Consider the following 24934-nt stretch of genomic DNA (forward strand, 5'->3'; position numbering starts at 1 on the left):
CTACGGTTTTGAGATCATTGAAAATCATCTTCATACCTCAAATCAGCAACGTTGGTTTTCCATGTTATTTATGATTCTCTTGGTTAAATCTATTAGCGGTGCGTCAGAACTTTAAAATTAGTGGTTTTTGTCTAAACTTATCGTATCTGACGCACCCTACAAACTAAGATTATGGGATTAAATGTTTTTGGACTTGTGAGACTAATTCGTGAGTCCAATAATTAGCTAATTCAGCATCGGCAGCTTCTACCATAACGCGAATTAAGGGTTCTGTACCAGAGGCACGGACTAAGATTCTACCACTATCACCCATTGCAACTTCGGCTTGAGCGATCGCTAATTGCAAAGGTTGACAATCTTTCCAGTTTAACCGGCGATCGCGATCTACAACTCGCACATTATGTAATAATTGCGGATAGGTCTGAAAACTTTGCTCTACCATTTCACCCAGGGAAACACCAGCTTCTTTAACTACAGTGGCTAAATGCAACGCTGTTAATAACCCATCTCCAGTAATACCATAATGACGGCAGAGGATGTGACCGGATTGTTCACCCCCCAACATTCCCCCAGTCCTCAGCATTTCAGCCTGTACATATTGATCACCGACGGCTGTACGGGTTAATTTACCCCCTAGTTGCTGCCAAGCTTTTTCAAAGCCTAGATTAGCCATGACGGTAGAAATAATCAAATTCTCAGGTAATTGCTGCCTTTGTTGCAGATAACGACCCCAAAGATAGAGAATATAATCACCGTTAACAGTTCTACCTGTATTATCCACAGCTAACACCCGATCAGCATCACCATCAAAGGCAAAACCCATATCGGCGTTGTGTTCTTTGACTGCGGCTTGTAAAATATCTAGGTGGGTAGAACCGCAATTTACATTAATGCGATCGCCATCCGCTTCGTTATGTAAACAAATTATTTCCGCACCCATTTCGGTAAATACTGTTGGTGCTAACCCAACCGCAGCCCCCCAAGCCAAATCCAGGACAATCTTCATCCCCCTAAGATCAACAGCCGTAGTTTTTAATGGTGTTTGCAAAGCCTCACCATATCGTCCTATTAGCTCTCGACGCAAGTAATGCCTTCCATAGTTATTTACCGCCGTAGGAGCTATTTTACCACGCAGTCCCGCCTCAATTTCCGCCTGTAATACTTGGGGTAACTTTGCACCGTCACGACCAAAAACTTTAATTCCGTTGTCTTCTGGTGGATTATGGCTGGCAGAAATCATCACCCCACCGATGGCATCACTGTTACTAGCCAGATAAGATACGCAGGGAGTAGGACATAAACCTAAATACCAAACCTCTAACCCTGCGGCTGTTAACCCAGCACTCAAAGCCATTGCCAGCATATCACTAGAATTTCTAGAATCTTGTCCCAGAATAACTGGCCCCACTTGAGCCGCATGGCTACGCAAAACCAGTCCCACCCAAAAACCCACTTGCAAGGCTAAGGGTGCATTCAGCAATTCTCCCACTTTACCACGAATACCATCTGTACCAAATAGCGGATTTGTTGGTAGTGGGATGAGGTTGAGTGCCAAACTACTGTTAATTGCTGTTCCCGTTCCTTCTGAATCGGAAGCACAACTCCCAGAAATTCGGCCTTGAGTCCGAGTTATTGATGAGACCATAATTTTAAACACTCCACACAGTCACACAGGAGAATAGCACTTTCTTTAACAATTCTCAAAGATCGATTCTTGAATATAGCAGGAGTCAGGAGGATGAAAATAAAGAATGGAAAGAATAATTCTATACCCTGCCCTGTTCCCTCTGGATTATGAGTTTGATTTTCTAGATTTCAGCTTTAATCCTCCAAATCCTTGATTGAGAAACAATATTTGCTGTGTACAGGATGACAAAATTTTGCATACTTAAAAAATTTTAATATAAATTCTCATCAAATAGGTCTAATGTAACGTTTTAATGGCATCTCTTAGCCGTTTGAAATCAAAACTTCGACAGTTAACTTTTTAAAGTTGAGAAATTTAACATGAGCAGCAATTTAGCAAGCAAGTTACGTGTAGGTACAAAAAAAGCCCACACAATGGCAGAAAATGTTGGTTTTGTCAAGTGCTTTTTAAAGGGAGTGGTAGAGAAAACCTCCTACCGAAAACTAGTTGCTAACTTTTATTTCATCTACTCAGCGATGGAAGAGGAGATGGAAAAGCACCGCAATCACCCCATTGTTGGCAAAATTTACTTTCCCCAACTTAATCGCAAACATACTTTAGAGCAAGACTTAACTTATTACTACGGCTACAACTGGCGGGAACAAATCCAATTATCTTCTGCTGGTGAAGCTTATGTAAACCGGATTCGGGAAATTTCTGCCACGGAACCAGAATTATTAATTGCTCATTCTTATACCCGCTATCTAGGTGATTTATCGGGTGGACAAATCCTCAAAGGTATTGCCCAAACTGCGATGAAACTAGGTGAAGGTGAAGGTACTGCCTTTTATGAGTTTGCAGATATTCCCGATGAGAAGGCATTTAAGGCAGAATATCGGCAAAATTTGGATGAAATGGCCATTGATGAGGCTACAGGCGATCGCATTGTCGAAGAAGCCAATGCAGCCTTTGGTGTCAACATGAAGATGTTCCAAGAATTAGAAGGTAATTTGATTAAAGCGATCGGTATCATGGTATTCAACGCCCTGACACGGAAACGTACAAGGGGTAGCACTGAATTAGCTACGGCTGAATAATCATTTTTGAGTAGTATTAGCTTAAAATATCTGGGGGTAATAGCCCTGTGATTGTTTTCTTTTTTTATTAATGAAAATGAAAGCAACCGGAGGGATGTTACCCCTAAGTTTTTAATTTTGCTGGTTTAATTTTGCTGGTTTAATTTTGCTGGTTTTAAGAAAATGCCAATGCCGTTGTGAATGCGTCCTGCGGTACTAGGGGAACGATCAAGTAACTGACCTCCTAAGTAAAGACCTGTGGAACTGCCACCATCTAAATTTAAGGCATTTATACATCCCATTGTTTGCATCAATTTGGCTTGTTCCCCTAGAGAGGGTCCAGCACCACCGACACGATTATGAACAGCGGCAATGATCAAACTACCTGTGTTTGTGGTACAAATACTGCTACGACTGGCTTTTTCCCGAATAAAAGCATCGCTAAATTTTTCGCTTTTGGCATCAAGCACTATTCGCCTATTTTCTAATAATAGCGGTCCTGCTCCCACAATGTGGGGATAACGGCTAAATTCACTGGGAGTAGTAACACTGGTAATTTTTACATCTGTACCAATGGGCAATTTGGCAGATGTTTTCACAGCGTTACCCCGGAAGGCTAGAAGGTAGCCATTTTGGGGAATGGTAATAGGGTTTGTACCCGTTTTTCCTCCTGGAAACTGATGGGAAATTTTGCCGTTTTGGACGAGGAGGAGGATTTCGTTATCTGTAAGAGGGGTGTAAGTAGAACCCCATTCGGAGGTATAACGGGCGATGCCATTTTGAACATAACCACTGTTGACAAATAAGATGGGTAGGGGTTGGCTATTATTGCTAATTAAGGTTTCAGTGACAGTGAGACGACCAAAATAAAATTGACCAGAATTGTTCCAAGCGATCGCTCCTCGGTTTAAAATTGCTCCTGATAGCCAATTACTATCCCGTCGAATTGCCCCCAATGGTAGGCGGTTATTACGGTTAAAGTAACCACCATTAATTGCGGCTACGGCTAAATCTCGTTGGGCTTTTTGAATTAGAGGTGCTGTTCCTTCAGCATTTCCCGGGTTGGCTAAGATCGGTTTGAGTGTCAATCCAAAAGCCTTGGGATTAACTTCTAACCAAACAACCGGAAATTTTTCTGTATCTAAATTAACGAAATTCTGTCGCCAACGCAATCCTGTTGCCCAAATAATATCCTTTTCTACTAAAGCATCGGGTCTAATATCAATCACCAAACGATGGGGATTGGCAATAGTGCTAACTCTTACCGATTTACCAAAGGGAACACTGAGACGCAAAATGGTTTGATTCTTCACCATTTCCACTTTTGTAATTAGTGGTTCTGGGGTTGATGGTAATGGCTGAGGATGATAACGTTGGAGTAAAAGCGGGTCAATTGTACCATCGATGGTTATTATCCATTCCCTATCTGGTGGTGTCGATTCTTTTTTGATCACTTGGCCTTGTGTAACTTGCCAGGGTGTGGGACGATCTAAATCAAGAACCACCCTTTCTCCCCAAGTTTGTTTACCCTGACGAATGTTAGTTACTTTAGTCCCAGGAGTGGAAATTACCAAAATATTACCTTGAGTTTGCATCTGCCATCCGGCTGTTTGGGCAAACTGACTAACATCTAGATAACGATGTCCTCCTAATAAATTGGCGTTTAAAGACTTAATATCACCAGAAAACCATTCTATTGGCTGTTTAACAGGATTGTCACTATTTAAAAAATCTACCCCGATTAATTGTCTTACTACACCGTCACTGATATAAATTGTCCCCTCTCTACCAGTTGCCCTTTGCTGTAACCAAAACCCTGTGACAGTACGACCATTAAGAGAAATTTGATTTCCAGAACTAGGTATAGATGAACTATCATTGGCCTCGACGGAGGAATTGGGGGTAGGGGTTATATAAGCAGTAACTAAGCACAGGATAGTTAAGAAAATTGATGATGCAACAGTGTTAGTATAGAGATGGCGATCGCGAATTGGGATTTTTACCATTATGTTTAGATATGATTGTTAAGGAAATATTGCTTCAATTTTCTGGAATTGGCAACCAAACTTCCCAGTCAGCAACATTAGAGAAATCTCATAATGCTTCACCCACTTAACGACCTTGATCACGCCCTTCTTGTTTCCATTCCCGAACTGCCCATAGTGCTGTCCTCAATTTCATTAATTTAGCCTAAAAGTGCGATCGCGCTATTTTTATTTTCACTATTCATATACTTCACTGCGATGAGCGATCATCACGCTATATCAACTTAATCTACCATAGCAATGGTGTGACGCTTACTAGAGATTCGCTTGTTACTGGTAGTTTAACTTAGATTCTCATTTTTTTAGTGTTTCTTTGGCACAAAATAGACAAAATTGGATATAAATAGATTAAGTAGATAATATAAACCAATGCACATTAAACGAGTTATTATTAAAGACTTTCGCTGCTTCGAGCATCTGGAAGTTAACTTAGATCCCGATATTAATATTTTCGTTGGTAATAATGGCTCAGGTAAGAGTGCATTACTTGATGCGATCGCTGCTGCAATGTATCCTTATGTGGTAGAAATTCAGAAAATTGTGGGTAAAGAGAAAGAAGTTTCACCTGTTTTGCAAAGAGATTTGCCAGTTCCAAAAAATGGTAATGAACGAAGGAATCCCGCAGAGTTCACCGTATCAGCAACGGATTTTCCAGAGTGGACAATGATCTATGAAAATCCACCTACTGAAAATGAGGAAGAAACTTTTTTTGCAAAAGAAGTAATAAGAGTAAAAAGAAAGAAAGAACCTTTACAGGAAGGAATTAAAAAACTTTATTCTGAACTAGTAAATAAATGTGATCTCATAAATAATGAACAAACATCTAATATTTCTATGATAGCTTATTACAAGGGCGATCGCAATTTAACTAATATTACTGATATTGAAAACATTACAAATAAAGACTTTAATAGATTTGATGCGTTAAATAATGCTTTTAATGCAACAGCCGATTTTAAAAATTTAGCTCACTGGTTTTTTGTGCGAGAGTTTGAAGAGTTGAGACAGGGCAAAAATCAGAGAGATATAAATTTTGAATTTCCTGATTTAAAACAAGTGCGAAATGCTATTTCCGCTATTATAGCTCCCAATGCTCGCGTATATTTTTCAGGAGCGACATCTGCCAAGCTAATGGTTGAATGGACAATGGAAACAGGAGAAAAAAGAGAACTTTTATTAAGTCAATTAAGTGCGGGATATCGCAATATGTTAGCTTTGGTAATGGACTTTGCTCGACGTTTAGCCCAGGCAAATCCACAGATGGAAAACCCGTTAGCAGCAGAAGCAATTTTGATGATTGATGAATTAGATTTACATTTGCATCCAACTTGGCAACAAAAGATTATTCCTGATTTAAAGAAAGTATTTCCCAACACTCAAATTATTGCTACTACTCACAGTCCCGAAGTTGTGACAACTGTAAAACAAAATCAGGTCAAGATATTAGAAGATTACCAAATAAAGGAATGTCCTGAACCTACCAAGGGGAGGAAAAGTTCAGATATTGTTAAAAATATTTTAGGTTTAAGTGATTTAAGACCAGATACAGAAGAATCACAAACACTCACACAACTTTTTGAAGCAATTGATAATGGTCAATTAGAAGAAGCAAAACGCCTAAAAGAAAAACTACAAGATTGGGATTCAGTTGATCCAGATATGACTAGAGCAGATATGCAAATCCGTCGATTAGAGCGGAGGAGTGCGGTGTGAAAAATGTTCTTAAATCCCTCGAACCAGAGGAACTTAAAAAATATAAAACTCGATTTTCTTCTCAGTTTAAAAGATGGAGTGATTTAAAAAGTAACCGAGACACATTTAATGCAGTTCGTAATACTTTATCATCTGATCAAAAAGGACTTTGTGCCTATTGTGAAATGTCTCTTCATCAAACAAATCGTTCCGTTGATCATTTTATTCCCCGTGGTCAATCAACACCAGAAAAAAATTATGATTTAGACTGGCAAAATATGTTGGCTATTTGTCTTCCACCAGGAGGATTAAACGATGATGATTTGCAAAATTTACAACTACCCCATAATTCACCATGCTGTGGTAAAAAAAAGGATAATATCTCTGATGGTCAGTTATTAAATCCTCTTGAATTGCCAACATTACGTTTATTTGAATTTAGCAGTAAAGATGGTGAAATTAGACCTGATAAAAATGCCTGTATGTTGGTTGGTATCCCTGTAGAATCTGCTCAATTTACTATTGAAATCCTTGGACTAAATGTTCCACGGTTGAAGGATCAAAGACTGGTTGTAATTGAAGAAATAACTAAAGAGCTTGATGATGAAACAATTGATATAAATGATTTAGAAGAGAAACTTGCCGCAGAATATTTTGGTGATGATACAACCAATTGGCCTCGGTTTTTCACAACTATACGCTGGATTTTAGGTGCAGGTGCAGAAAGACATCTGAGCAATATTTATTATTCAGGATGATATCATTTATTATAAATACGCGCTATTTCTATTTTCACTGTTCATATACTTCACTGCAATCAGCGATCATCACACTATATATATTTTCAGTCTTTTCCTAGCATCAACTTAATCTACCATAGCAATGGTGTGACGCTTACTAGAGATTCGCTTGTTACTGGTAGTTTAACTTAGATTCTCATTTTTTAAAATTACTACTACCTAATTTGGCATTGGTAAATGTGTAGCCTACATTTTGAGTTTTTTCAGAGGGAACTCTTAACGGGCAACAAGGAACAAAAGAAACTCATGTTTTTCAAGATGAGATTGAAATAATAACACTGTTTTTTTCGCTGCTTGTCATCTTTTAAAAACATCTTTTTTTAACTGAGGTTTAAACTCAGAACTACAGTTTCTTCCCTGTTCCCTGTTCCCTTTTTTTGTGAATTATGATTTAATTACTCACCTTCCACCAAAGCGCGATATTCGTCTGCTGTTAATGTATCATCAATTTCACCAAGATCATTCACACGCACCTTGATAAACCATCCTTCTCGGTAGGGATCATCAGCTACTTGTTCAGGTGAGTCAATTAATACGTCATTGCGTTCTATAATCGTACCACTGACTGGAGAATTGAGTTCTTCCACGGCTTTAACAGATTCAATTGTACCAAAAGGATCATCTTTGGTAATCGCGTCTCCAACATCTGGCAATTCTAAAAACACGATATCACCTAATTGATCTACAGCAAATTCACTAATGCCAATAGTAGCAATTTCCCCATCTAATCTTACATATTCATGGGAATCTAGATATCGCAAATCCTGGGGATATTCAAAAGACATAAAACTTCCTCTTGCAGGTTAAAAAATTTTCTGCGCCAATAGTAATCCAAACAACATTATTCCTTAAAAGCTCAACGATTTTCAGTTGGTAACACGATTTTTTGAGCGATAAAAGGGACGTTTGACAATTGTTGCGGGGTAGGCCTTGCCGCGAATTTCCACTTCTAGCTGTTGTTTGACGCTTGCTAACTGGGTGGGAACGTAGGCTAAAGCGATAGGATAACCGAGTGTGGGTGAGAGAGTACCGCTAGTTATTTCACCTACAACCTTACCTGCGGCTAAAACGGGGTAGCCGTGACGGGCTATATTTCGTCCTTGGGTTTGTAAACCTACAAGTCGTCGTTTTACACCTTCAGCTTTTTGTTGTTCCAACACTTTACGTCCTATAAAATCGCCTTTGCTATCTAAATGTACTAACCAACTTAAACCTGCTTCTAAGGGGGTGGTGGTGTCGTCGATATCTTGTCCATAAAGTGCCATTGCTGCTTCTAGACGGAGGGTATCTCTTGCACCGAGTCCGCAGGGGATTACACCAGCATCATAAAGATGTTTCCATAATTCTATCCCCACTACTGGATTTACCATAACTTCAAATCCATCTTCGCCAGTGTAACCTGTGCGGGCTAGGAAGGCTGGTTGACCTAGTATGGTTGTTTCTAAATGACCGAAGGCTGGTATTGGTGTTAGGTCTGATGATACTAAGGTTTGGAGATGGTTGGCAGCTTTTTTTCCTTGAACAGCGATTAAGACTTGATTTGCAGAAATATCTTGGAACTGTAGAGAATTTAGGTCTAAATGTGGTATAATCCAGGCTTTATCTTTATCGGTGGTGGCGGCATTGACTATAATGACTGCCCTTTGGATGCCAGTGCTATCTGTGCCTTGATAGTAAATAATGATGTCGTCAATGATTCCGCCTTGGGGATTTAATAAGACTGTATATTGGGCTTGTCCTGGTTGGAGACGATTTAGGTCTGAGGGAACTAAATTTTGAAGTTGGTCAATGAGGTTTTTACCTTGGAGGGTGAATTTGCCCATGTGGGAAATATCGAACATCCCTGCGGCTTTTCTGACGGCTTGATGTTCTTCGGTGATACCTCTATATTGCACAGGCATTTCCCAACCACCAAAGCTGGTAAATCTGGCTTTGAGTTTGACACTCTGTTGATACAGAGGAGTTTGGGTGAGATTTTCTTGATTAGTCACTGGTAGTTTAGGCGATCGCTCTTCAACATCTATCTATACTAAGGGATGGTTAGCCCGTGATCATGAATAATAGAAATGTTGAGATTTGTTAAGCAGGAATTTATGAAGCGTGTACTGACTAGTTTTATTTTAGCGATCGCTGTCCTCACCTTGTTTGTCTTTCCTCTATCAGCCCAAGCAGCAAGTTCTTCCAGCATTACCCGTTCTGCTGGTGACAAATTCCAAGAGCAGGATTTTTCTGGACAAAGTTTAGTGGGAACTGAGTATACCAATATCAAGTTACAAAATACTAACTTTAGTAATGCTGACTTACGGGGTGTTGTATTTAACGGCGCTTTGTTAGATGGAGCAAATCTACATGGGGTTGATTTTAGTGAAGGTATTGCTTATTTATCAAAATTCAAAGATACTGATCTTAGCGATGCAGTTTTTACCAATGCTATGATGTTGCGAACAGTTTTTGATCACGTTAATGTGACTGACGCTGATTTCACCAATGCCATATTAGATATGACAGAAGTTAAAAAACTCTGTGTAGAAGCCACTGGAGTTAATTCTCAAACTGGTGTAGATACTCGTGAATCATTAGGATGCAAGTAGAACAGCATCTCCAGTAATTTACACCCCCAGTTATCTAATTACGGAGTTCTAAAAAATAAATTTTTTTGTGGGTGGGGTTTTCCCGCCCCTACTTACAACAGATTGCAGATCATTGAAACCTATACACAAAGCCAGTTTTTCTCATGACTTCTGCCTCCTGCCTTCTGACTCCTACCTCCTGACTCCTGACCTACCGTGTACACACAAGTCCTGTTAACATTAAATCGGCGGTTAGAAACCGCAACTACACAGGCATGGCGCGTAGCGGCTTCCCGGAGGGAAGGCCACCTCCGTGGGTTGAAAATAAGTGGTTTTTCTTCAGTCCACGCAGGTGGACTTTGTTTGTGTAGCCGTGATTTATAATCGCCAGGGCTTGTTCTCCTAACTCCTGCTCGTTGAAGATTTATTAAAATTAAATATTTTCAGAGAAACAAAGTTACATACTTTACCATAATTTCATCCGTCCTCATGTACACAGTACATAACGGTTGCTTAGTAGATTGCAAGTTAAATTAATTGACATCACCACTTATGAAACCATATCTGCCTCAAAAAGACCCTAACCCAACACAACGCCAATCCTCCCTCAAAAAGAGCCAAAGCGAGTACGAATTTGACTACAACTTCTTACCTCCTATGGTGATGCTCAAAAATGTACCCCTGATAGAGAATTTTTCTTCTAAGTATATTGGTGAACGGGTATTAGAAGCCGCAGAACTACCCATAAATATGTTAGCTGTCAAAACCCATAGTGTTTGGGATCCTTTAGACGAATTGCAAGACTATGAAGACTTTTTTCCAGTTTTGCCTAAACCTAATGTAATGAAAACCTACGAAACAGATGATTCCTTTGCTGAACAAAGACTCTGTGGAGTAAATCCTCTAGTTTTACGCCAAATGCGGGAAATGCCAGCTAATTTCGCATTTACTATCCAAGAATTACAAGAAAAGTTTGGTAACTCTATCAACTTGAGGGAAAAACTAGCCCAAGGAAATCTCTATGTCGCTGATTATCGACCTCTGGCATTTATTCAAGGTGGAACTTATGCTAAAGGTAAAAAGTATCTACCTGCACCTATAGCCTTTTTCTGTTGGCGCAGTTCTGGTTTTAAAGATCGTGGTCAACTGGTACCAATCGCCATTCAAATTAATCCAACATTAGGGAAAGCCAGCCCGCTACTGACACCTTTTGATAAACCTTTAACCTGGTTTTATGCCAAATTATGTGTTCAAGTTGCAGATGGTAATCATCATGAAATGAATACTCATCTTTGTCGAACTCATTTAGTGATGGAACCTATTGCTATTGTTAGCGCTCGTCAACTAGCTGAGAATCATCCCCTGAGAATGCTTCTAAAACCCCATTTTCGGTTTATGTTGGCTAATAACGACTTAGCTCGCAAGCAATTGATTAATCGGGGTGGTGCAGTTGATCAATTGTTAGCTGGTACTCTGCAAGAATCCCTACAAATTGTCATTGATGCTTATAAAGATTGGAGTTTAGATCAGTTTGCTCTACCTAATGAACTCAAAAATCGGGGAATGGATAATGTAGAAAACTTACCTCATTATCCCTATCGAGACGATGGAATGTTGTTGTGGAAAGCCATTCACGATTTTGTATCCAACTATTTAGAGCTTTACTACAGGACTCCTCAAGACTTGCAAGAAGACTTTGAACTTCAAGCATGGGCGCGCGAATTAGTAGCTGAAGACGGAGGAAGAGTTAAGGGTGTTAGTGAAAAGATCAATACTTTAGAACAATTAGTTGATACTATTACCACCATCATTTTCATCTGTGGTCCACAACATTCTGCCGTTAATTTCACACAATATGAATATATGGGATTTGTTCCCAATATGCCCCTAGCACTTTATCAACCAATTGTCGAAAATGGCTCTATTCCCGACCGTAAAGCCCTCATAGACTTTTTACCCCCAGCAAAACCAACCAGTACCCAACTCTCAACCCTATTCATACTATCAGACTATCGTTATGACAGATTGGGATACTACGATGAACCATTTGCAGACGAAGATGCTCAGAATGCTGTAGAAAAATTTCAGCAAGAATTGAATATGGTAGAGCGAAAAATTGAGTTAAACAATAAACATCGCTTAATAGATTACAATTATTTACTACCAAGGTTAGTTCTTAACAGTATCAGCATTTAAGTTTGGCATCAGGCAGGTTTCAGGAAATCTGTTATAGCAACCGCTAAGGCGTTTAGGATATCAACAAATGATCAAACCTAGACGCAAAGAAACTTTCAATTCTTAACAGAGTTTCCTGTTTCCTGTTCCTTGTTCCCTGCTATAATTGGAAAAAATTTTCCATTTGTAATCGCTGTTCGACATTACGCAAAAAATACCCATCAACCATAGCAGAACCTAAAAGTTTTCCTAGTTCTTCACGGCTAGTAGTAATGACGTTACTATAGCTATCATTGGGTAGATTCCCTAACATAGTAACGATGGTCTTGTGAATTAATTGTAACACTTCAGGAGAATTAGGTTTAGATAATTTAGCAACTATTTCTGGCTGAAGTGATTGTAAATATTCCCAAAGTTGCTCTTGATTTTCTTCAGAAGTAAAAGCATCTGGTTGACGGGGAGAAAGATTACTCATAATATGTAGTTTGGGTTAAGTTATTAATAAATTTATCAAAATATTCCTGGCAGCAAAGTAGGTGAAACCGAATTTTAAAAGCGGGGTTTCTCTACATAAGGACTCAAAAAATCCTTTCTTCACTCCGCGCTCTCTGCGTCTCTGCGGTTCGTAAGTATTTTATTTAACCACACAAAAAATTGAGTAATGACAAGGTAGCCATGTTCTCGACTTCTGTTATTATAGAGCGATCGCTAAATAATAAATACAATAACAATGAATCAGTTAACCCCCAAAAATTGGGTTATTATTCAACAACGACTAACGCCATATTTATTTTTACTACCGGCTTTAATTATCTTAGGTTTAACTGTCTTCTGGCCTGCACTACAAGCATTTTATCTCAGCTTCACCAACTATCAAGATATTGGTGAATCTCCTCGCTGGATAGGTATGGGTAACTTTCTTAAATTGTGGAAAGATGCTGTTTTTTGGAAAACCTTAGAAAACACCTTTCTTTATCTTGTTGGTGTCGTACCAATTTTAGTAATTACTCCATTAGGGTTAGCAATTTTAGTTAATCGAAAACTGCGAGGGATAAATTGGTTTAGGTCTGCATATTATAGCCCGGTGGTAATTTCTATGGTAGTAGCAGGAATAGCTTGGAAATGGTTGTATGCAGAAAACGGTTTACTCAATCAATTTCTTAAAACATTGGGGATTTTTCCTGAAGGGATTCCCTGGTTAACAAGTCCAGCCAAACTATTAGGAATTATCCCTATTTCCCTTGCAAGTGTCATGGCTGTGACTATTTGGAAAGGTCTAGGGTATTATATGGTAATTTATTTAGCAGGATTGCAATCTATTCCTGGTGATGTTTACGAAGCCGCAGCAATTGATGGTTCAGATGGTATTCGTAAACATTGGGATATTACCATACCTTTAATGCAGCCTTATTTGGCTTTAGTTGCAGTTATTTCTGCTATTTCAGCCACTAAAGTTTTTGAAGAAGTCTACATCATGACGCAAGGAGGTCCACTCAATAGTTCTAAAACAATTGTTTACTATTTGTATGAACAAGCTTTTAGTAATTTAGAAATTAGTTATGCTTGTACAATTGGATTAGTGCTATTTTTAATTATTTTGGGTTTATCTGTTTTGCGATTAGTTGTTAATCAACAAGATGATCAAAATTTCAACCTTTAATGGAACAAATAAAACCTTTATCCATAACGTAGAGACGTTGCATGGAATGTCTCTACTATTCTTTTACATAACCCAACCTCCAGTTTTTTAGTTGTTGCAGATGTTTAATTTTACCTTGAATAATAAACCTAACAGCCGTGCGAGTTTGTAAATATCCCTTAGCTAAGTAATGTCCTGGCTTGGCATTAATTCCGTCTAAAGTTTCACCAAATTCAAGTATATTTCCGCAAAACTGTTTGCTTGTACCTGGTATATTAACAGTCATCAACTGGTCGTGTGAATAACCTATTGGTAGCATAAATATACCATAAACATGATGTTGTCCCAACCAGGGGCGAATTAAAACTTTTTCAGGATAAATGTAGATTTTTGGGCTTTTAGTCGTAATAAACGCCGATTTGTGACAAGGATAGGTGGGAATTTGCTCCCAGATATTAGAAAAGCTAAGAGTGCTAATTAATGCAAAGGTAAATAAAATATAGAGAAAAAGACGTTTCTGCACTGTTGGTATATAATTCCGATGTAACCTATAATTTGATTTTACTAACTTACAAGCTCAAATAAAGTGCGATCGCCTACGTTATGTTAATTTAGTCAATATGCTTATTTTCTAACTTTGTTAACATGGTATCAAATTTTATCCAATTTCCCGATATAAAAAATCACTGGGCTAGTTTATTTATTCAAGCCTTAGCCGAGCGTCGTATTGTCAACGGCTACCCTGACAAGACTTTTCGCCCAGATAACTCTGTCAGTCGTGCTGAATTTGCTGCCATAATTGCCGCAGTATTTATACCGTCCCAAAAAAGAGATTATGTGCCTTTTGTCGATGTTCCCAATGACCACTGGGCAAAAAGTGCAATTGAAAAAGTTTATGAAACCGGATTTATTGTCGGCTATCCTGATAAAACCTTTCGCCCCAATGATAAAATTTCTAGATGTGATGTCTTAGTGGCAATGGTCAACGGTTTGGAAGTCGCTACTAAAGTCCAGCCTGACCTATTGACCCGATTACCCCAAATTTATCAAGATGCCGTCTTAATTCCTAATTATGCCCAAAATCAGACAGCGATCGCTACTCGTATCGGTTGGGTAGTTAGTTATGCTAATATTAAATTATTAAACCCGAAAATAGCCGCTACCCGTGCAGATGTGGCAGTCATGGTCTATCAGGCTTTGGTATACTTAGGGAAAGCTGAAAAAATCGCCTCCAACTACATCATAGTTCCCCCAAATATCACCCCTACACCCACACCCGCAAATACTGTTAAAGTTAGTCATCGTCGAGAATTTCGGGGTGCTTGGGTAACAACCGTCTGGAATAGTAATTGGCCATCAAAAGCAGGGCTTCCCGTTGACCAACAAAAAGCAGAACTGACAGCTATAATTAAACAGTTGCAATCTTTGAACTTCAACGCCTTAATTTTGCAAGTACGACCAGAAGGAGATGCACTTTATTCTTCCCCATTAGAACCTTGGAGTGCTTGGATAACTGGAAAACAAGGTAAAGCACCAGAACCATTTTATGATCCTTTGGAGTTTGCGATCGCTGAATGTCACAAACATAATATCGAACTTCATGCCTGGTTCAACCCCTATCGCGCCAAAACTAACATCAAAACTACCGCAGTCCACCCCCATATCGCTGTCACCAACCCCGGAGTCGTCCATGAATGGGGTACACAACTATGGATGGACCCAGGAGAAAAAATTGTCCAAGACAGGGCTTATAATGTAATAATTGATGTGGTGCGACGTTATAATATTGATGCTATTCACCTAGACGACTATTTTTATCCCTATCCTATTTCCGGTAAATCTTTCCCAGATAACAAAAGTTATGCAGCTTACAAAGCCAGTGGTGGTAAACTAGGGTTAGACGACTGGCGACGGGAAAACGTTAATCAAATGGTCTTGCGTTTATCCCAAGGAATTAAAGCCACCAAACCTCATGTTAAATTTGGAATTAGTCCCTTTGGTATTTACCGTCCTGGACAACCAGCAGGTATTGTTGGGTTAGATGCCTACAGTGTGTTGTATGCTGACGCTAAAAAATGGTTAGAAGAAGCTTGGGTAGATTATATAGCACCCCAACTGTATTGGCGTACCGACCAAACCAAACAGGGTTATGAAGCCTTGTTAAAATGGTGGACAGAGGTTAACCCTAAACAGCGACACATTTACGCCGGTAACAACGTGGGACAATTGGACGGTAAAGCCTGGAAGAATGAAGAGATAGCCAAGCAAATTCAAATTAGCCGTAATTCCGCAGCAAAGTTGTCTTTGGGGAATATCTTTTTTAGTATGAGTGCCATCAAAGAAAATCGTCAAGGCATAGCTGACCAGTTTAAAAATTCATCTTACACCAAACCAGCGATCGCTCCCATCATGGCCTGGCAAAATACCACACCTCCATCTCCCCCCAAAGAATTAACATTCCAAAATGGTAGACTAAATTGGCAACCAAGTGATAATCAACCCGTCCGTTCCTGGACATTATATCGTCAAATTGATGCTACTTGGACAATTCAGCGAATTTTATCGGCTGGTACAACCTTTGCCACCGTTTCACCGGGAATCTACGCAGTGTGTGCTGTAGATAGGTTAGGAAATGAAAGTTTAGGTACAGTTATTACTGTATAGTTGGGAATTGGGAATTGGGAATTGGGAATTGGGAATTGGTGATAAAATCCAACATTTCATCCTGTAAATCCTTAAATCCTGGATATCCTGATTCAGACAATTTCCTGTAAATCCTTAAATCCTGGAAATCCTGATTCAGACAATTTCCCCCTACATCTCAAAAACATACTTTTCAGCTATTTTCCAATAACGGGAGAACCGCTTCAAATCAATATATCCATCATAATCAAAAAACGGTTCTACCTCCAGCACTTCCAACTTGAAAACAGCTTGAACTTTCTGGCAAATATCATCAAATCGAGGACTAGGACTATTGACCGTAACAACCAAATTAGCATTATTTTCTTGGACAAATGCTAAAATTTCTTGTGTCAAATCACCACGACGAATTTCAACAGGTAACTCTAGCAAACATTCATAAATAAAAGTTAGGCGTTTGAGACTAAGTTGCCATTCTTCTATTAAAGCATCATCCCAAACCCAAATTGCTGGAACACCGGGATACTTTTTTAATGCAGGGTTATTAGGACTCAAACAGTCCCCATGCACCCAAATAATTGGTTTATCCATCACCGTTAAAAATAGTGTTACAATAATTCAGGATCAACACCTAACTCCCGTAATTTAGCCGCTAATACTTCAGCTTTTTCATGGCCAGTTAATAATAAATTACCTTTTTCATCCCACCAACGCAACCAAGGTAATTCTATATTCTGATAAAAACCTTGCCAAATACCCAATTCAACACCCAGGGAATGTATCGGATAATGTCCCCGTTGATTTTCTGAAATTAATTCATAGTGATCTTCTATCAAGTGATAGACTTCTACCCGACTATGTTTGACTTCGTAAATACCATAAAACGCAGGTCGAATTACTTTTTCATAAACCCAAAATTTCCCTTTCCAAGGTGTTTTATCTCTTTCTTCTGCACCATTACCAGAAACAAATTCTAAAACAATTAATGGGGGAATTATTTCCTGCCATAATACATAAGAACGCCGCATTTCTCCATCTAAAGCAGGTGGAACATTAGGCACATAAAACCAATCTGGTGCTTCTGCACCCTTTTCTGGTGGATCTGTGAGTCGCCAATAAATGCCAGAATCTTGACCAATACAGTAATTATTTTCTGGATGAAGTCGTTGTAATACAGGTTGAATTGAATCTGTTAAAAGAATACTTTGGGGATGTTCTTGAAAGTTCTTCACAAAATTACCGTTGGATTCTGGTAACTGGGTATGGTCTGGTAAAGTAGTTGGTGGTGCTTTAGGTGTAATAGTCATAGTAATTTTAAATCAAGTTGTATTGTACTATGATGGAAACCGACGATCTTTTACTTCTTCTGAATACATTTCTACAGCTTTGGTAATGTGTTCTCGTAAATTTGTATAAACCTTAGCAAATGGCGGCTGTTTTTCCGAAAGTCCTAAAACATCAGAAGTCACTAAAACTTGTCCGTCACAGTTTGCACTAGCACCAATACCAATAGTAGGAATCCTCAGCTTTTCAGTGATTTGTAAAGCTAAATTGGCGGGTATATGTTCTAATACTAACGAAAATACCCCAGCTTGTTCTAAAGCAATAGCTTCCTGAAAAATTCTCTCCCCCGCTTCCTGATTTTTACCCTGTTGTCGCAAACCAAGTTGATGTATTGATTGTGGTGTTAATCCAACATGACCCATGACCGGAATCCCAGCTTGTACTAATCTGTGTACAGTTTCCACCATTGCCGGATAGCCACCCTCTAATTTTACCGCTTGCGCCCCTGTTTCCTTCAACACCCTTCCGGCCGAGTGCATAGCTTGTGGGAGACTTTCTTGATAGGTCAAAAATGGTAAATCGACAACGACTAAAGCCCGTTTTACACCACGACGCACGGCTTTAGCATGGTGGATCATTTCCTCTAAAGTAATGGGCAGTGTGGTTTCGTATCCCAGAACTACCGCCAAAGAGTCACCCACTAGGATTAAGTCTACACCAGCCGAGTCGAGAATTTGAGCGATCGCACAATCCCAAGCAGTCAACGCCACAATTGTCCGTCCCTGTTGTTTCCATTGAATTAATTGCTGCGTAGTAACTGGCATAGATATTGGGTGATTGGTGATTGGTAATTGGTAATTGGTAATAAAAGATTTATTCCTCCCCTGCCCCCTGCCCCCGGTCACTGAGCGTAGCCGTAAAGCCTAACGGCATAGCTGACGCTTACCGCGAAGCGTCTCGAAGAGAAGTGCTTCCTCCTACTCCACTCCCCGACCAAAAGCCAAATGAGGTGTAGCTGTATCCATTGTAGGCATGACCCAAGCCAGACCTTCGCTAGTTCCCACCCATAACTTATTGCCAGTATCAGGTGCAAGGGTTAATACTCGACTAGAAGGAAGTCCCGCAACTTGGTCTAACACTGCCCCCGTATGTGGATTTAATCTTAACAAACCATTAGTAGTCCCAACCCACACACTACCATCTTGAGCAAACCGCACCGATGTCACATTACGTCCACGCAGAGGAGTTACAGATCGTAAAATGATACCATTCTTCGGATTAATCACTAACAAATTATTTGGCATTCCCGCCCAAATCAAACCTTCAGGACTAATCGCCAAACTCTGTACCGTTGCCCCTGGTAAATTATTTATCTTCTTCATTACCAAAGCACTAGCAGTATTGACCCGCACCAAACCATCCAGAGTTCCCACCCAAAGTTGACCTTCAGCATCTAAAGTCATAGCATTGGCGCTGACCCCAGGCAGATTTTTGAGAGTTGTCATCATTAACCCCTGGTCAGGACTAATTAAAGCTAAACCACTATCAGTACCTGTCCACAAATAACCCCGCTTATCTATCAACAACGATAACACTCGTTTAGACGGTAGTAAGAAATTCTGGGCTGTTATTTCATTGGTACGTGGGTCTACTCGCGTCAAACCCTCATAATTGCCCACCCATAACCGACCAACTTTATCTTGTGCTAAAGCCCCAATTGTAATATTAGGTAAACTAACGCGAGAAATAATCTTCCCAGTATTCGGGTCAAGACGCGATAAACCCCTCCACGAACCTACCCAAAGATTACCTGCAAAATCTGTGAGCAAGTTACTAACACGATAATCGGTTTCAACTTCCTCCTCTCCCCCTAGATTAGATAAAGTTTGTACTCGTCTTAGTGGTGAAGTAACAGGGTAAGTAGAAGTAGAATTATTACCAACTATTTTTTGTGCAGTTGCAGGGATTTCCGTGCTTGGTAGAACTATCAACCCCATAAAAATAGAGGTAATTAATAAAGCAGTATATTTATGAGACAATGCCACGGTCGTATTTCCTTTAGAGATAGTACCCAATAATTATCATCAGTATTCCCTTAATTAGTATTTTTTTAACATCGGCAGTCTTTTTTTTCTCAATACACAATTTATGACCATTTAAACACCACTAGAGATTAATATTTGTAAACTACTCTTAACAAAATGTTTAAAACTTTGTTTAATAAGAAATTCAAATGAATCAGTTAAAAACTTTCAAAGAATAACTTATGAAATTATTGATATATTGTGAGACAAGCTACAAATTACGTGGTGTGCAATTTTTTTATCCTTGGTTCAGCCTACTGTCAAACCTCAGTCAGTGAAATTTCTTTCTATATCTTTGCCTAGTATCTGGGCAACAAGGGTAAGTAATTGAGAGAAAAGCGGGAGTATGAGCTTGTCAGCCTACTCCCTTAAAATAGCCTGAATTTCAGAGGATAAATTCACAGACTGCCTGTAAAGCCTCCTAGTTCCCCTGAAAATTCCAGGTGAATTAGGGTGTCAAAAAAGCAATCCATTGATCATGTTTTGAAGATAGTGTGTAAGCTGACAGATGTTTTTTTGACAGAAAACCGCTACCCTTTACCAGATCAAGCCCTAAAATATAAGTTTTTCTTATATTGCACTTAAAAATTCAGAAAGAGCAACCTTGTGGGGAAGTTGCACATAACGTGATTTGATAATAAAACGAGAGACTTCTTGGAAGGAAAATATGTCTTACGCTCAAACAAAAACTCAGGCTAAGTCTGGGTATCAGGCCGGGGTTAAAGATTACAGACTAACTTATTACACTCCCGATTACACACCTAAAGATACAGATATTCTTGCCGCATTTCGGATGACTCCTCAGCCAGGAGTTCCACCAGAAGAAGCTGGTGCTGCTGTAGCTGCTGAGTCTTCCACAGGTACTTGGACAACTGTATGGACAGACTTGTTGACAGACCTAGATCGCTACAAAGGTCGTTGTTACGATATCGAACCAGTTGCTGGTGAAGATAACCAATACATTGCTTATGTTGCTTATCCTCTAGATTTGTTTGAGGAAGGTTCTGTAACCAATATGTTGACCTCAATTGTAGGTAACGTATTTGGTTTCAAAGCATTACGCGCCCTACGTTTGGAAGACTTGCGGATTCCTGTTGCTTACCTGAAGACCTTCCAAGGTCCCCCTCACGGTATCCAAGTTGAACGCGACAAGTTGAACAAATATGGTCGTCCTCTCTTGGGTTGTACCATTAAGCCTAAATTGGGCTTGTCTGCTAAGAACTACGGCCGCGCTGTATACGAGTGTTTGCGCGGTGGTTTGGACTTCACCAAAGACGACGAAAACATCAACTCTGCACCATTCCAAAGATGGCGCGATCGCTTCTTGTTTGTAGCAGAAGCAATCCACAAAGCACAAGCAGAAACCGGCGAAATCAAGGGTCACTACCTGAACGTTACCGCCCCCACCTGTGAACAAATGTTGGAACGGGCTGAGTACGCTAAAGAACTCAAAATGCCCATCATCATGCACGATTACCTGACCGCAGGTTTCACAGCTAACACCACCTTGGCTCACTGGTGTCGGAAGAACGGTCTTTTGTTGCACATTCACCGTGCTATGCACGCAGTTATTGACCGTCAAAAGAACCACGGTATCCACTTCCGCGTATTGGCTAAAACCTTGCGGATGTCTGGTGGTGATCACATTCACACCGGTACAGTGGTTGGTAAATTGGAAGGTGAACGCGGCATCACAATGGGCTTCGTTGACCTACTACGCGAAAACTATGTTGAACAAGATAAGTCTCGCGGTATCTACTTCACCCAAGATTGGGCTTCTATGCCTGGTGTAATGGCAGTTGCTTCCGGTGGTATCCACGTATGGCATATGCCCGCATTGTTGGAAATCTTCGGTGATGACTCCGTACTACAGTTTGGTGGTGGTACACTCGGACACCCCTGGGGTAATGCTCCTGGTGCAACAGCTAACCGCGTAGCTTTAGAAGCTTGCGTTCAAGCTCGTAACGAAGGACGTAACTTGGCTCGTGAAGGTAACGACGTTATCCGTGAAGCTGCTAAGTGGTCTCCAGAATTAGCCGTTGCTTGCGAACTGTGGAAAGAAATCAAGTTCGAGTTTGAAGCAATGGATACCGTCTGATCTGGGTAAAGAGTTAAGAGTTAAGAGTGAGGAGTTACATTAATTCATAACTCATAACTCATAATTCTTAACTTTTGAGGGCTGGGGTCAAGCATGGATCTAAAACAAATTGCGAAAGACACCGCCAAGACTCTCCAAAGCTACCTAACCTATCAGGCGCTGAGGACAGTATTGGCACAGTTAGGCGAAACAAATCCTCCCTTGGCATATTGGTTGCAAAACTTTTCTGCTGGTAAAGTCCAGGACGGGGAAGCCTATATTGAAGAACTGTTTCGAGAGAAGTCAGATTTGGCTTTGCGGATTATGACTGTCAGGGAACACATAGCGGTAGAGGTGACAGAATACTTACCGGAAATGGTGCGTACTGGCATTCAGCAAGCCAACATGGAGCAGCGTCGCCAGCATTTAGAAAGGATCACGCAACTAAATTTATCAGTTCCCAGCCCAGAAACAGAAAGGCAAAAAGTCTCTGATCCTGATTTGGATGATTTAACCAATTAGGACTGGGGCTTATTCACAAAGAAATAACAAATAACCCCAAATTATCAACAGCTATGCAAACTTTACCTAAAGAGCGTCGTTACGAAACCCTCTCTTATCTTCCCCCCCTCTCTGATGCTCAAATTGCCAAGCAAGTTCAGTACATTCTGAGCCAAGGCTACATTCCAGCAGTTGAGTTTAACGAAACTTCTGAGCCTACCGAATTATTCTGGACAATGTGGAAGTTGCCTTTATTCGGTGCTAAATCTACTCAAGAAGTATTAGGTGAAGTTCAGTCTTGCCGTTCTCAATATCCTACCTGCTATATCCGTGTTGTAGGTTTTGACAACATCAAGCAATGCCAAGTTCTCAGCTTCATTGTTCACAAACCTAACAGATACTAAAAGTTGATTGGGTTTAAATAATTTATCCAAAAATAGGGGAGGTAGAGTTTTCTATCTCTCTTTTTATTTAGCATCGAACTTGACTTAGTGGCAGTTAATAGCTACTATAAGTAGCAATCATATTTATATAAAGTATATGAATGTTAATCAATTATCACTTTTTACTCATACCAGGCAAATAGAAACATCCTCTGATCTAGATCACCAGAGAGTAGAACCTTATATACAAATTAAACATAGTATACCCCTTGATTTACCAAATGGATCTTATATTTCACTTGAGAGAAATTCACCTTTAAAAGTTTATGCACTAGGTTTTCAACCTGCAAAAACAATTCCTGAGATTCCTGCTTGGTTTTTACAAAAATATACTTCTCAAAATTCAGTTATTCTTGAACCTTTTGCAGGTTCAGGAACAAGCATTATTGAAGCATTAAAAGTAGGTAGAAAAGTTTTTTGGTCAGATAATAATCCTTTGAGTCAATTAATTTGTAAAGTTAAAACTACTCGTTTACCACTAATTGATATTTTAGCTGAATCTCAGAAAATAGTTGCAGAAGCAAATATAGAAAAAACTGTAATTAACAGTGTTGATTTTAGTAATAAAGATTTTTGGTTTCAAAAAGAAGTACAAGCAGGGTTAGAAATTATTAAAAGTAAAATATTTTTATCAAAACCATCCTACCAAACAGTTTTATTACTAGCTTTTGCATCAACTGTGAGAAAATGTTCTGACATGAATGATGGCATGATATTAGCTGCCAAGCGTTCAAATGTTAAAGAAGTACCTCAAAGAAATCGTCAGGATGTATTTAAGTATTTTCAATTTTATGTTAATAAAATTATCGAAGCTCTTTCTGAATGGTATCAGTTTGATTGGGATGATACTTGTAGTAAAGAGGTAACTTCACAAGATGCCCGTAATTTAGATGGAGATTGGTTATGTGATGGTGTTGTGACATCTCCTCCCTATATTAATGCAATTGATTATATTTGGGCTTCTAAATTTGAGTTACATTGGTTAGATTTTGTGAGAAATAATCAGGAAAGACTGGATTTAAGTTCTCAAGAAATTGGTACGGAAAGGATTCCTAGTTCTGAATATAAACAACTCGGAAAAACTGGTAATCATACTCTTGATAACTTAATTCTAGAGATATTTAATGGAGATAAATATCAAGCTAGTAAAGGACAAAATCAATTAAGAGCAAGAGTTGTATATAAATATTTTATGAATATGCAGCAACATTTTTATAGTTGTTATCATAAATTAAAATCTGGTGGTTATTACTGTTTTGCAGTAGGAGATGTTAGTAAAATTTGTGGTGTTGATATTCCTGTAGCTGATTCATTAAATGATTTTGCTACCAAGTTAGGATTTCAAGAGGTTTTTAGGTTTCATCTATTATTAAAAAATCGTAAGTTGAATATTCCTAGAAATGTTAATTGGGCTGGAACTATCAAACACGATACAATAGTGGTCATGCAAAAATCCTGACTCCAATAAAATTTTAAACTCATCAAATAATATCACGACTAATTGTATATTTTCCGGCATTACTTTCTAGAAAGGTCTTAATATCAACGCCGGAAATTTTGTGTACAAAATCCATACTTTCTTGTCCTATTAAAACCTGCCAATTTCCACCTTTACAGGCATTAATAGCCGCAGGTAAGTTATCATTTCTTAAAATTAAAAGTGTTGGAGTATATCCTTTATTGGTGAGTAAATTACCATACGTCTTGAATTTTTTCAACGTTCCAGAATCGCCAGAGCCTATGCGATATTTGGTATCAATGGCATATTTATCTACTATTAGGTCGCATGGCTCATCATCATCAATTCTTAAAGCTGGTTGGAAATTGTGACAAGTGTATTGACAAATTTTAGTAACAATTAATTGCCAACACATTCCTAGTTCTCTTCCCCAATATTGACGGTTTTCTCGCTTAGTTTCTGCTGTAAGTGAAAAAACATTCATTAAAATATCAGATTCATCATTTTCATCAGAATAAACTTTACTACTAAAAGAGTTTTGGTACTGTGATAGTATTATTGAGAGTGAGTTTTGTAAATCAGAGTTCATTTTGGTTATACATCTTCTTCTAATTTTTTGAGACAATCTAATAAATTTATACCAAGGGCATTTGCAATTTTCTCGGCATTAATCAATGTTATATTTCGCTCACCCCTTTCTACTGCCCCAATATAGGTACGGTGAAGTCCAGCTTTATCTGCTAAAGCATCCTGGGATAAACCCTGAGATAATCTCAACCTTCTTACGTTTATACCAAACAGTATAGTAATGGTCATACA

Annotated in this window: 23 protein-coding genes; 11 read left to right on the forward strand and 12 right to left on the reverse strand. The window is 39.1% G+C overall.

The genetic code is table 11. The annotated features are described in order from the left end of the window. Nucleotides 1–169: 169 nt before the first annotated feature. Nucleotides 170–1645 (reverse strand): phosphoglucosamine mutase, encoded by a 1476-nt coding sequence (glmM, locus tag VB711_RS09215; protein ID WP_323285599.1) that lies wholly within the window; start codon nucleotides 1643–1645, stop codon nucleotides 170–172. Between the two features lie 362 nt (nucleotides 1646–2007). Here glmM and VB711_RS09220 point away from each other — a divergent pair, with 362 nt between their 5' ends. Then, on the forward strand, nucleotides 2008–2724 hold the full coding sequence (locus VB711_RS09220; protein WP_323285600.1) for a heme oxygenase (biliverdin-producing): 717 nt from the start codon (nucleotides 2008–2010) through the stop codon (nucleotides 2722–2724). Nucleotides 2725–2849: 125 nt separating this feature from the next. Here the strand turns inward: VB711_RS09220 and VB711_RS09225 are convergent, their stop codons facing one another. Next, entirely contained in the window at nucleotides 2850–4709 is a 1860-nt protein-coding gene (locus VB711_RS09225; protein WP_323285601.1) for a phosphodiester glycosidase family protein, read from the reverse strand. 408 nt (nucleotides 4710–5117) lie between these two features. On the opposite strand from VB711_RS09225, the gene VB711_RS09230 reads away from it, so the two are divergent. Together VB711_RS09230 and VB711_RS09235 are read left to right on the forward strand one after the other, a co-directional pair. Next, nucleotides 5118–6461 (forward strand): AAA family ATPase, encoded by a 1344-nt coding sequence (locus VB711_RS09230; protein ID WP_323285602.1) that lies wholly within the window; start codon nucleotides 5118–5120, stop codon nucleotides 6459–6461. After that, nucleotides 6458–7198, forward strand: a complete 741-nt coding sequence (locus VB711_RS09235; protein WP_323285604.1) for a retron system putative HNH endonuclease — start codon at nucleotides 6458–6460, stop codon at nucleotides 7196–7198. Before VB711_RS09230 ends, VB711_RS09235 begins: the two co-directional genes overlap by 4 nt. Before the next feature lie 437 nt (nucleotides 7199–7635). Here VB711_RS09235 and gcvH read toward each other — a convergent pair whose 3' ends face one another. Beyond that, a complete protein-coding gene (gene gcvH, locus VB711_RS09240; protein WP_323285605.1) occupies nucleotides 7636–8025 on the reverse strand; it encodes a glycine cleavage system protein GcvH in 390 nt (129 codons plus the stop codon). 81 nt (nucleotides 8026–8106) lie between these two features. Beyond that, entirely contained in the window at nucleotides 8107–9231 is a 1125-nt protein-coding gene (gcvT, locus tag VB711_RS09245; protein WP_323285606.1) for a glycine cleavage system aminomethyltransferase GcvT, read from the reverse strand. A 102-nt stretch (nucleotides 9232–9333) separates the two neighbouring features. Here gcvT and VB711_RS09250 point away from each other — a divergent pair, with 102 nt between their 5' ends. Continuing rightward, nucleotides 9334–9831: a pentapeptide repeat-containing protein gene (locus VB711_RS09250; protein WP_323285607.1), complete on the forward strand. Its 498-nt coding sequence runs from the start codon at nucleotides 9334–9336 to the stop codon at nucleotides 9829–9831. Nucleotides 9832–10362: 531 nt separating this feature from the next. Beyond that, the gene (locus tag VB711_RS09255) at nucleotides 10363–12006 is read left to right on the forward strand and encodes a lipoxygenase family protein (RefSeq protein WP_323285608.1); all 1644 of its coding nucleotides are present in this window, start codon (nucleotides 10363–10365) and stop codon (nucleotides 12004–12006) included. A gap of 139 nt (nucleotides 12007–12145) precedes the next feature. On the opposite strand, the gene VB711_RS09260 is transcribed toward VB711_RS09255, so the two are convergent. After that, on the reverse strand, nucleotides 12146–12460 hold the full coding sequence (locus VB711_RS09260) for a DUF760 domain-containing protein (RefSeq protein WP_323285609.1): 315 nt from the start codon (nucleotides 12458–12460) through the stop codon (nucleotides 12146–12148). 255 nt (nucleotides 12461–12715) lie between these two features. Here VB711_RS09260 and VB711_RS09265 point away from each other — a divergent pair, with 255 nt between their 5' ends. Beyond that, nucleotides 12716–13645 carry a sugar ABC transporter permease gene (locus tag VB711_RS09265; protein WP_323285610.1) on the forward strand — a complete coding sequence of 310 codons (930 nt, stop codon included), beginning with the start codon at nucleotides 12716–12718 and terminating at the stop codon, nucleotides 13643–13645. A gap of 55 nt (nucleotides 13646–13700) precedes the next feature. On the opposite strand, the gene VB711_RS09270 is transcribed toward VB711_RS09265, so the two are convergent. Next, nucleotides 13701–14147 carry a hypothetical protein gene (locus VB711_RS09270; RefSeq protein ID WP_323285611.1) on the reverse strand — a complete coding sequence of 149 codons (447 nt, stop codon included), beginning with the start codon at nucleotides 14145–14147 and terminating at the stop codon, nucleotides 13701–13703. A gap of 122 nt (nucleotides 14148–14269) precedes the next feature. Here VB711_RS09270 and VB711_RS09275 point away from each other — a divergent pair, with 122 nt between their 5' ends. After that, nucleotides 14270–16288 carry a glycoside hydrolase family 10 protein gene (locus VB711_RS09275; RefSeq protein ID WP_323285613.1) on the forward strand — a complete coding sequence of 673 codons (2019 nt, stop codon included), beginning with the start codon at nucleotides 14270–14272 and terminating at the stop codon, nucleotides 16286–16288. A 150-nt stretch (nucleotides 16289–16438) separates the two neighbouring features. Here the strand turns inward: VB711_RS09275 and VB711_RS09280 are convergent, their stop codons facing one another. From VB711_RS09280 to VB711_RS09295, 4 genes are all read right to left on the reverse strand, one after another. After that, on the reverse strand, nucleotides 16439–16858 hold the full coding sequence (locus VB711_RS09280; RefSeq protein WP_323285614.1) for a hypothetical protein: 420 nt from the start codon (nucleotides 16856–16858) through the stop codon (nucleotides 16439–16441). A 17-nt stretch (nucleotides 16859–16875) separates the two neighbouring features. Then, on the reverse strand, nucleotides 16876–17574 hold the full coding sequence (locus tag VB711_RS09285; RefSeq protein WP_323285615.1) for a Uma2 family endonuclease: 699 nt from the start codon (nucleotides 17572–17574) through the stop codon (nucleotides 16876–16878). 27 nt (nucleotides 17575–17601) lie between these two features. After that, nucleotides 17602–18375, reverse strand: a complete 774-nt coding sequence (panB, locus tag VB711_RS09290) for a 3-methyl-2-oxobutanoate hydroxymethyltransferase (RefSeq protein ID WP_323285616.1) — start codon at nucleotides 18373–18375, stop codon at nucleotides 17602–17604. 153 nt (nucleotides 18376–18528) lie between these two features. Next, complete coding sequence (locus VB711_RS09295; protein ID WP_323285617.1) at nucleotides 18529–19596, reverse strand: ligand-binding sensor domain-containing protein; 1068 nt, start codon at nucleotides 19594–19596, stop codon at nucleotides 18529–18531. Nucleotides 19597–20302: 706 nt separating this feature from the next. Between VB711_RS09295 and VB711_RS09300 the strand changes: the two genes are divergently transcribed. The 4 genes from VB711_RS09300 (at nucleotide 20303) to VB711_RS09315 (ending at nucleotide 24115) form a co-directional block, all read left to right on the forward strand. Continuing rightward, a complete protein-coding gene (locus VB711_RS09300) occupies nucleotides 20303–21733 on the forward strand; it encodes a form I ribulose bisphosphate carboxylase large subunit (RefSeq protein ID WP_323285618.1) in 1431 nt (476 codons plus the stop codon). 93 nt (nucleotides 21734–21826) lie between these two features. After that, complete coding sequence (gene rcbX / locus VB711_RS09305; RefSeq protein ID WP_323285619.1) at nucleotides 21827–22234, forward strand: RuBisCO chaperone RbcX; 408 nt, start codon at nucleotides 21827–21829, stop codon at nucleotides 22232–22234. Nucleotides 22235–22287: 53 nt separating this feature from the next. After that, complete coding sequence (locus VB711_RS09310; RefSeq protein WP_323285621.1) at nucleotides 22288–22617, forward strand: ribulose bisphosphate carboxylase small subunit; 330 nt, start codon at nucleotides 22288–22290, stop codon at nucleotides 22615–22617. A gap of 136 nt (nucleotides 22618–22753) precedes the next feature. Next, nucleotides 22754–24115, forward strand: a complete 1362-nt coding sequence (locus VB711_RS09315) for a DNA methylase (protein ID WP_323285622.1) — start codon at nucleotides 22754–22756, stop codon at nucleotides 24113–24115. 22 nt (nucleotides 24116–24137) lie between these two features. Here VB711_RS09315 and VB711_RS09320 read toward each other — a convergent pair whose 3' ends face one another. Together VB711_RS09320 and VB711_RS09325 are read right to left on the reverse strand one after the other, a co-directional pair. Continuing rightward, nucleotides 24138–24599, reverse strand: a complete 462-nt coding sequence (locus tag VB711_RS09320) for a restriction endonuclease (RefSeq protein ID WP_323285623.1) — start codon at nucleotides 24597–24599, stop codon at nucleotides 24138–24140. A 110-nt stretch (nucleotides 24600–24709) separates the two neighbouring features. Beyond that, the gene (locus VB711_RS09325) at nucleotides 24710–24931 is read right to left on the reverse strand and encodes a helix-turn-helix transcriptional regulator (protein WP_323285626.1); all 222 of its coding nucleotides are present in this window, start codon (nucleotides 24929–24931) and stop codon (nucleotides 24710–24712) included. Nucleotides 24932–24934: the final 3 nt, after the last annotated feature.

Origin of the sequence: Cronbergia sp. UHCC 0137 (assembly GCF_034932285.1) — a bacterium.
GTDB lineage: Bacteria > Cyanobacteriota > Cyanobacteriia > Cyanobacteriales > Nostocaceae > Cronbergia.

Bases quoted from the DNA above. Each gene is read 5' to 3' on its own strand.
- glmM (WP_323285599.1), bottom strand. From the start codon at position 1,645: ATGGTCTCATCAATAACTCGGACTCAAGGCCGAATTTCTGGGAGTTGT.
- VB711_RS09220 (WP_323285600.1), top strand. From the start codon at position 2,008: ATGAGCAGCAATTTAGCAAGCAAGTTACGTGTAGGTACAAAAAAAGCC.
- VB711_RS09225 (WP_323285601.1), bottom strand. From the start codon at position 4,709: ATGGTAAAAATCCCAATTCGCGATCGCCATCTCTATACTAACACTGTT.
- VB711_RS09230 (WP_323285602.1), top strand. From the start codon at position 5,118: ATGCACATTAAACGAGTTATTATTAAAGACTTTCGCTGCTTCGAGCAT.
- gcvH (WP_323285605.1), bottom strand. From the start codon at position 8,025: ATGTCTTTTGAATATCCCCAGGATTTGCGATATCTAGATTCCCATGAA.
- VB711_RS09250 (WP_323285607.1), top strand. From the start codon at position 9,334: ATGAAGCGTGTACTGACTAGTTTTATTTTAGCGATCGCTGTCCTCACC.
- VB711_RS09255 (WP_323285608.1), top strand. From the start codon at position 10,363: ATGAAACCATATCTGCCTCAAAAAGACCCTAACCCAACACAACGCCAA.
- VB711_RS09260 (WP_323285609.1), bottom strand. From the start codon at position 12,460: ATGAGTAATCTTTCTCCCCGTCAACCAGATGCTTTTACTTCTGAAGAA.
- VB711_RS09265 (WP_323285610.1), top strand. From the start codon at position 12,716: ATGAATCAGTTAACCCCCAAAAATTGGGTTATTATTCAACAACGACTA.
- VB711_RS09275 (WP_323285613.1), top strand. From the start codon at position 14,270: ATGGTATCAAATTTTATCCAATTTCCCGATATAAAAAATCACTGGGCT.
- VB711_RS09280 (WP_323285614.1), bottom strand. From the start codon at position 16,858: ATGGATAAACCAATTATTTGGGTGCATGGGGACTGTTTGAGTCCTAAT.
- VB711_RS09285 (WP_323285615.1), bottom strand. From the start codon at position 17,574: ATGACTATTACACCTAAAGCACCACCAACTACTTTACCAGACCATACC.
- panB (WP_323285616.1), bottom strand. From the start codon at position 18,375: ATGCCAGTTACTACGCAGCAATTAATTCAATGGAAACAACAGGGACGG.
- VB711_RS09300 (WP_323285618.1), top strand. From the start codon at position 20,303: ATGTCTTACGCTCAAACAAAAACTCAGGCTAAGTCTGGGTATCAGGCC.
- rcbX (WP_323285619.1), top strand. From the start codon at position 21,827: ATGGATCTAAAACAAATTGCGAAAGACACCGCCAAGACTCTCCAAAGC.
- VB711_RS09310 (WP_323285621.1), top strand. From the start codon at position 22,288: ATGCAAACTTTACCTAAAGAGCGTCGTTACGAAACCCTCTCTTATCTT.
- VB711_RS09315 (WP_323285622.1), top strand. From the start codon at position 22,754: ATGAATGTTAATCAATTATCACTTTTTACTCATACCAGGCAAATAGAA.
- VB711_RS09320 (WP_323285623.1), bottom strand. From the start codon at position 24,599: ATGAATGTTTTTTCACTTACAGCAGAAACTAAGCGAGAAAACCGTCAA.
- VB711_RS09325 (WP_323285626.1), bottom strand. From the start codon at position 24,931: ATGACCATTACTATACTGTTTGGTATAAACGTAAGAAGGTTGAGATTA.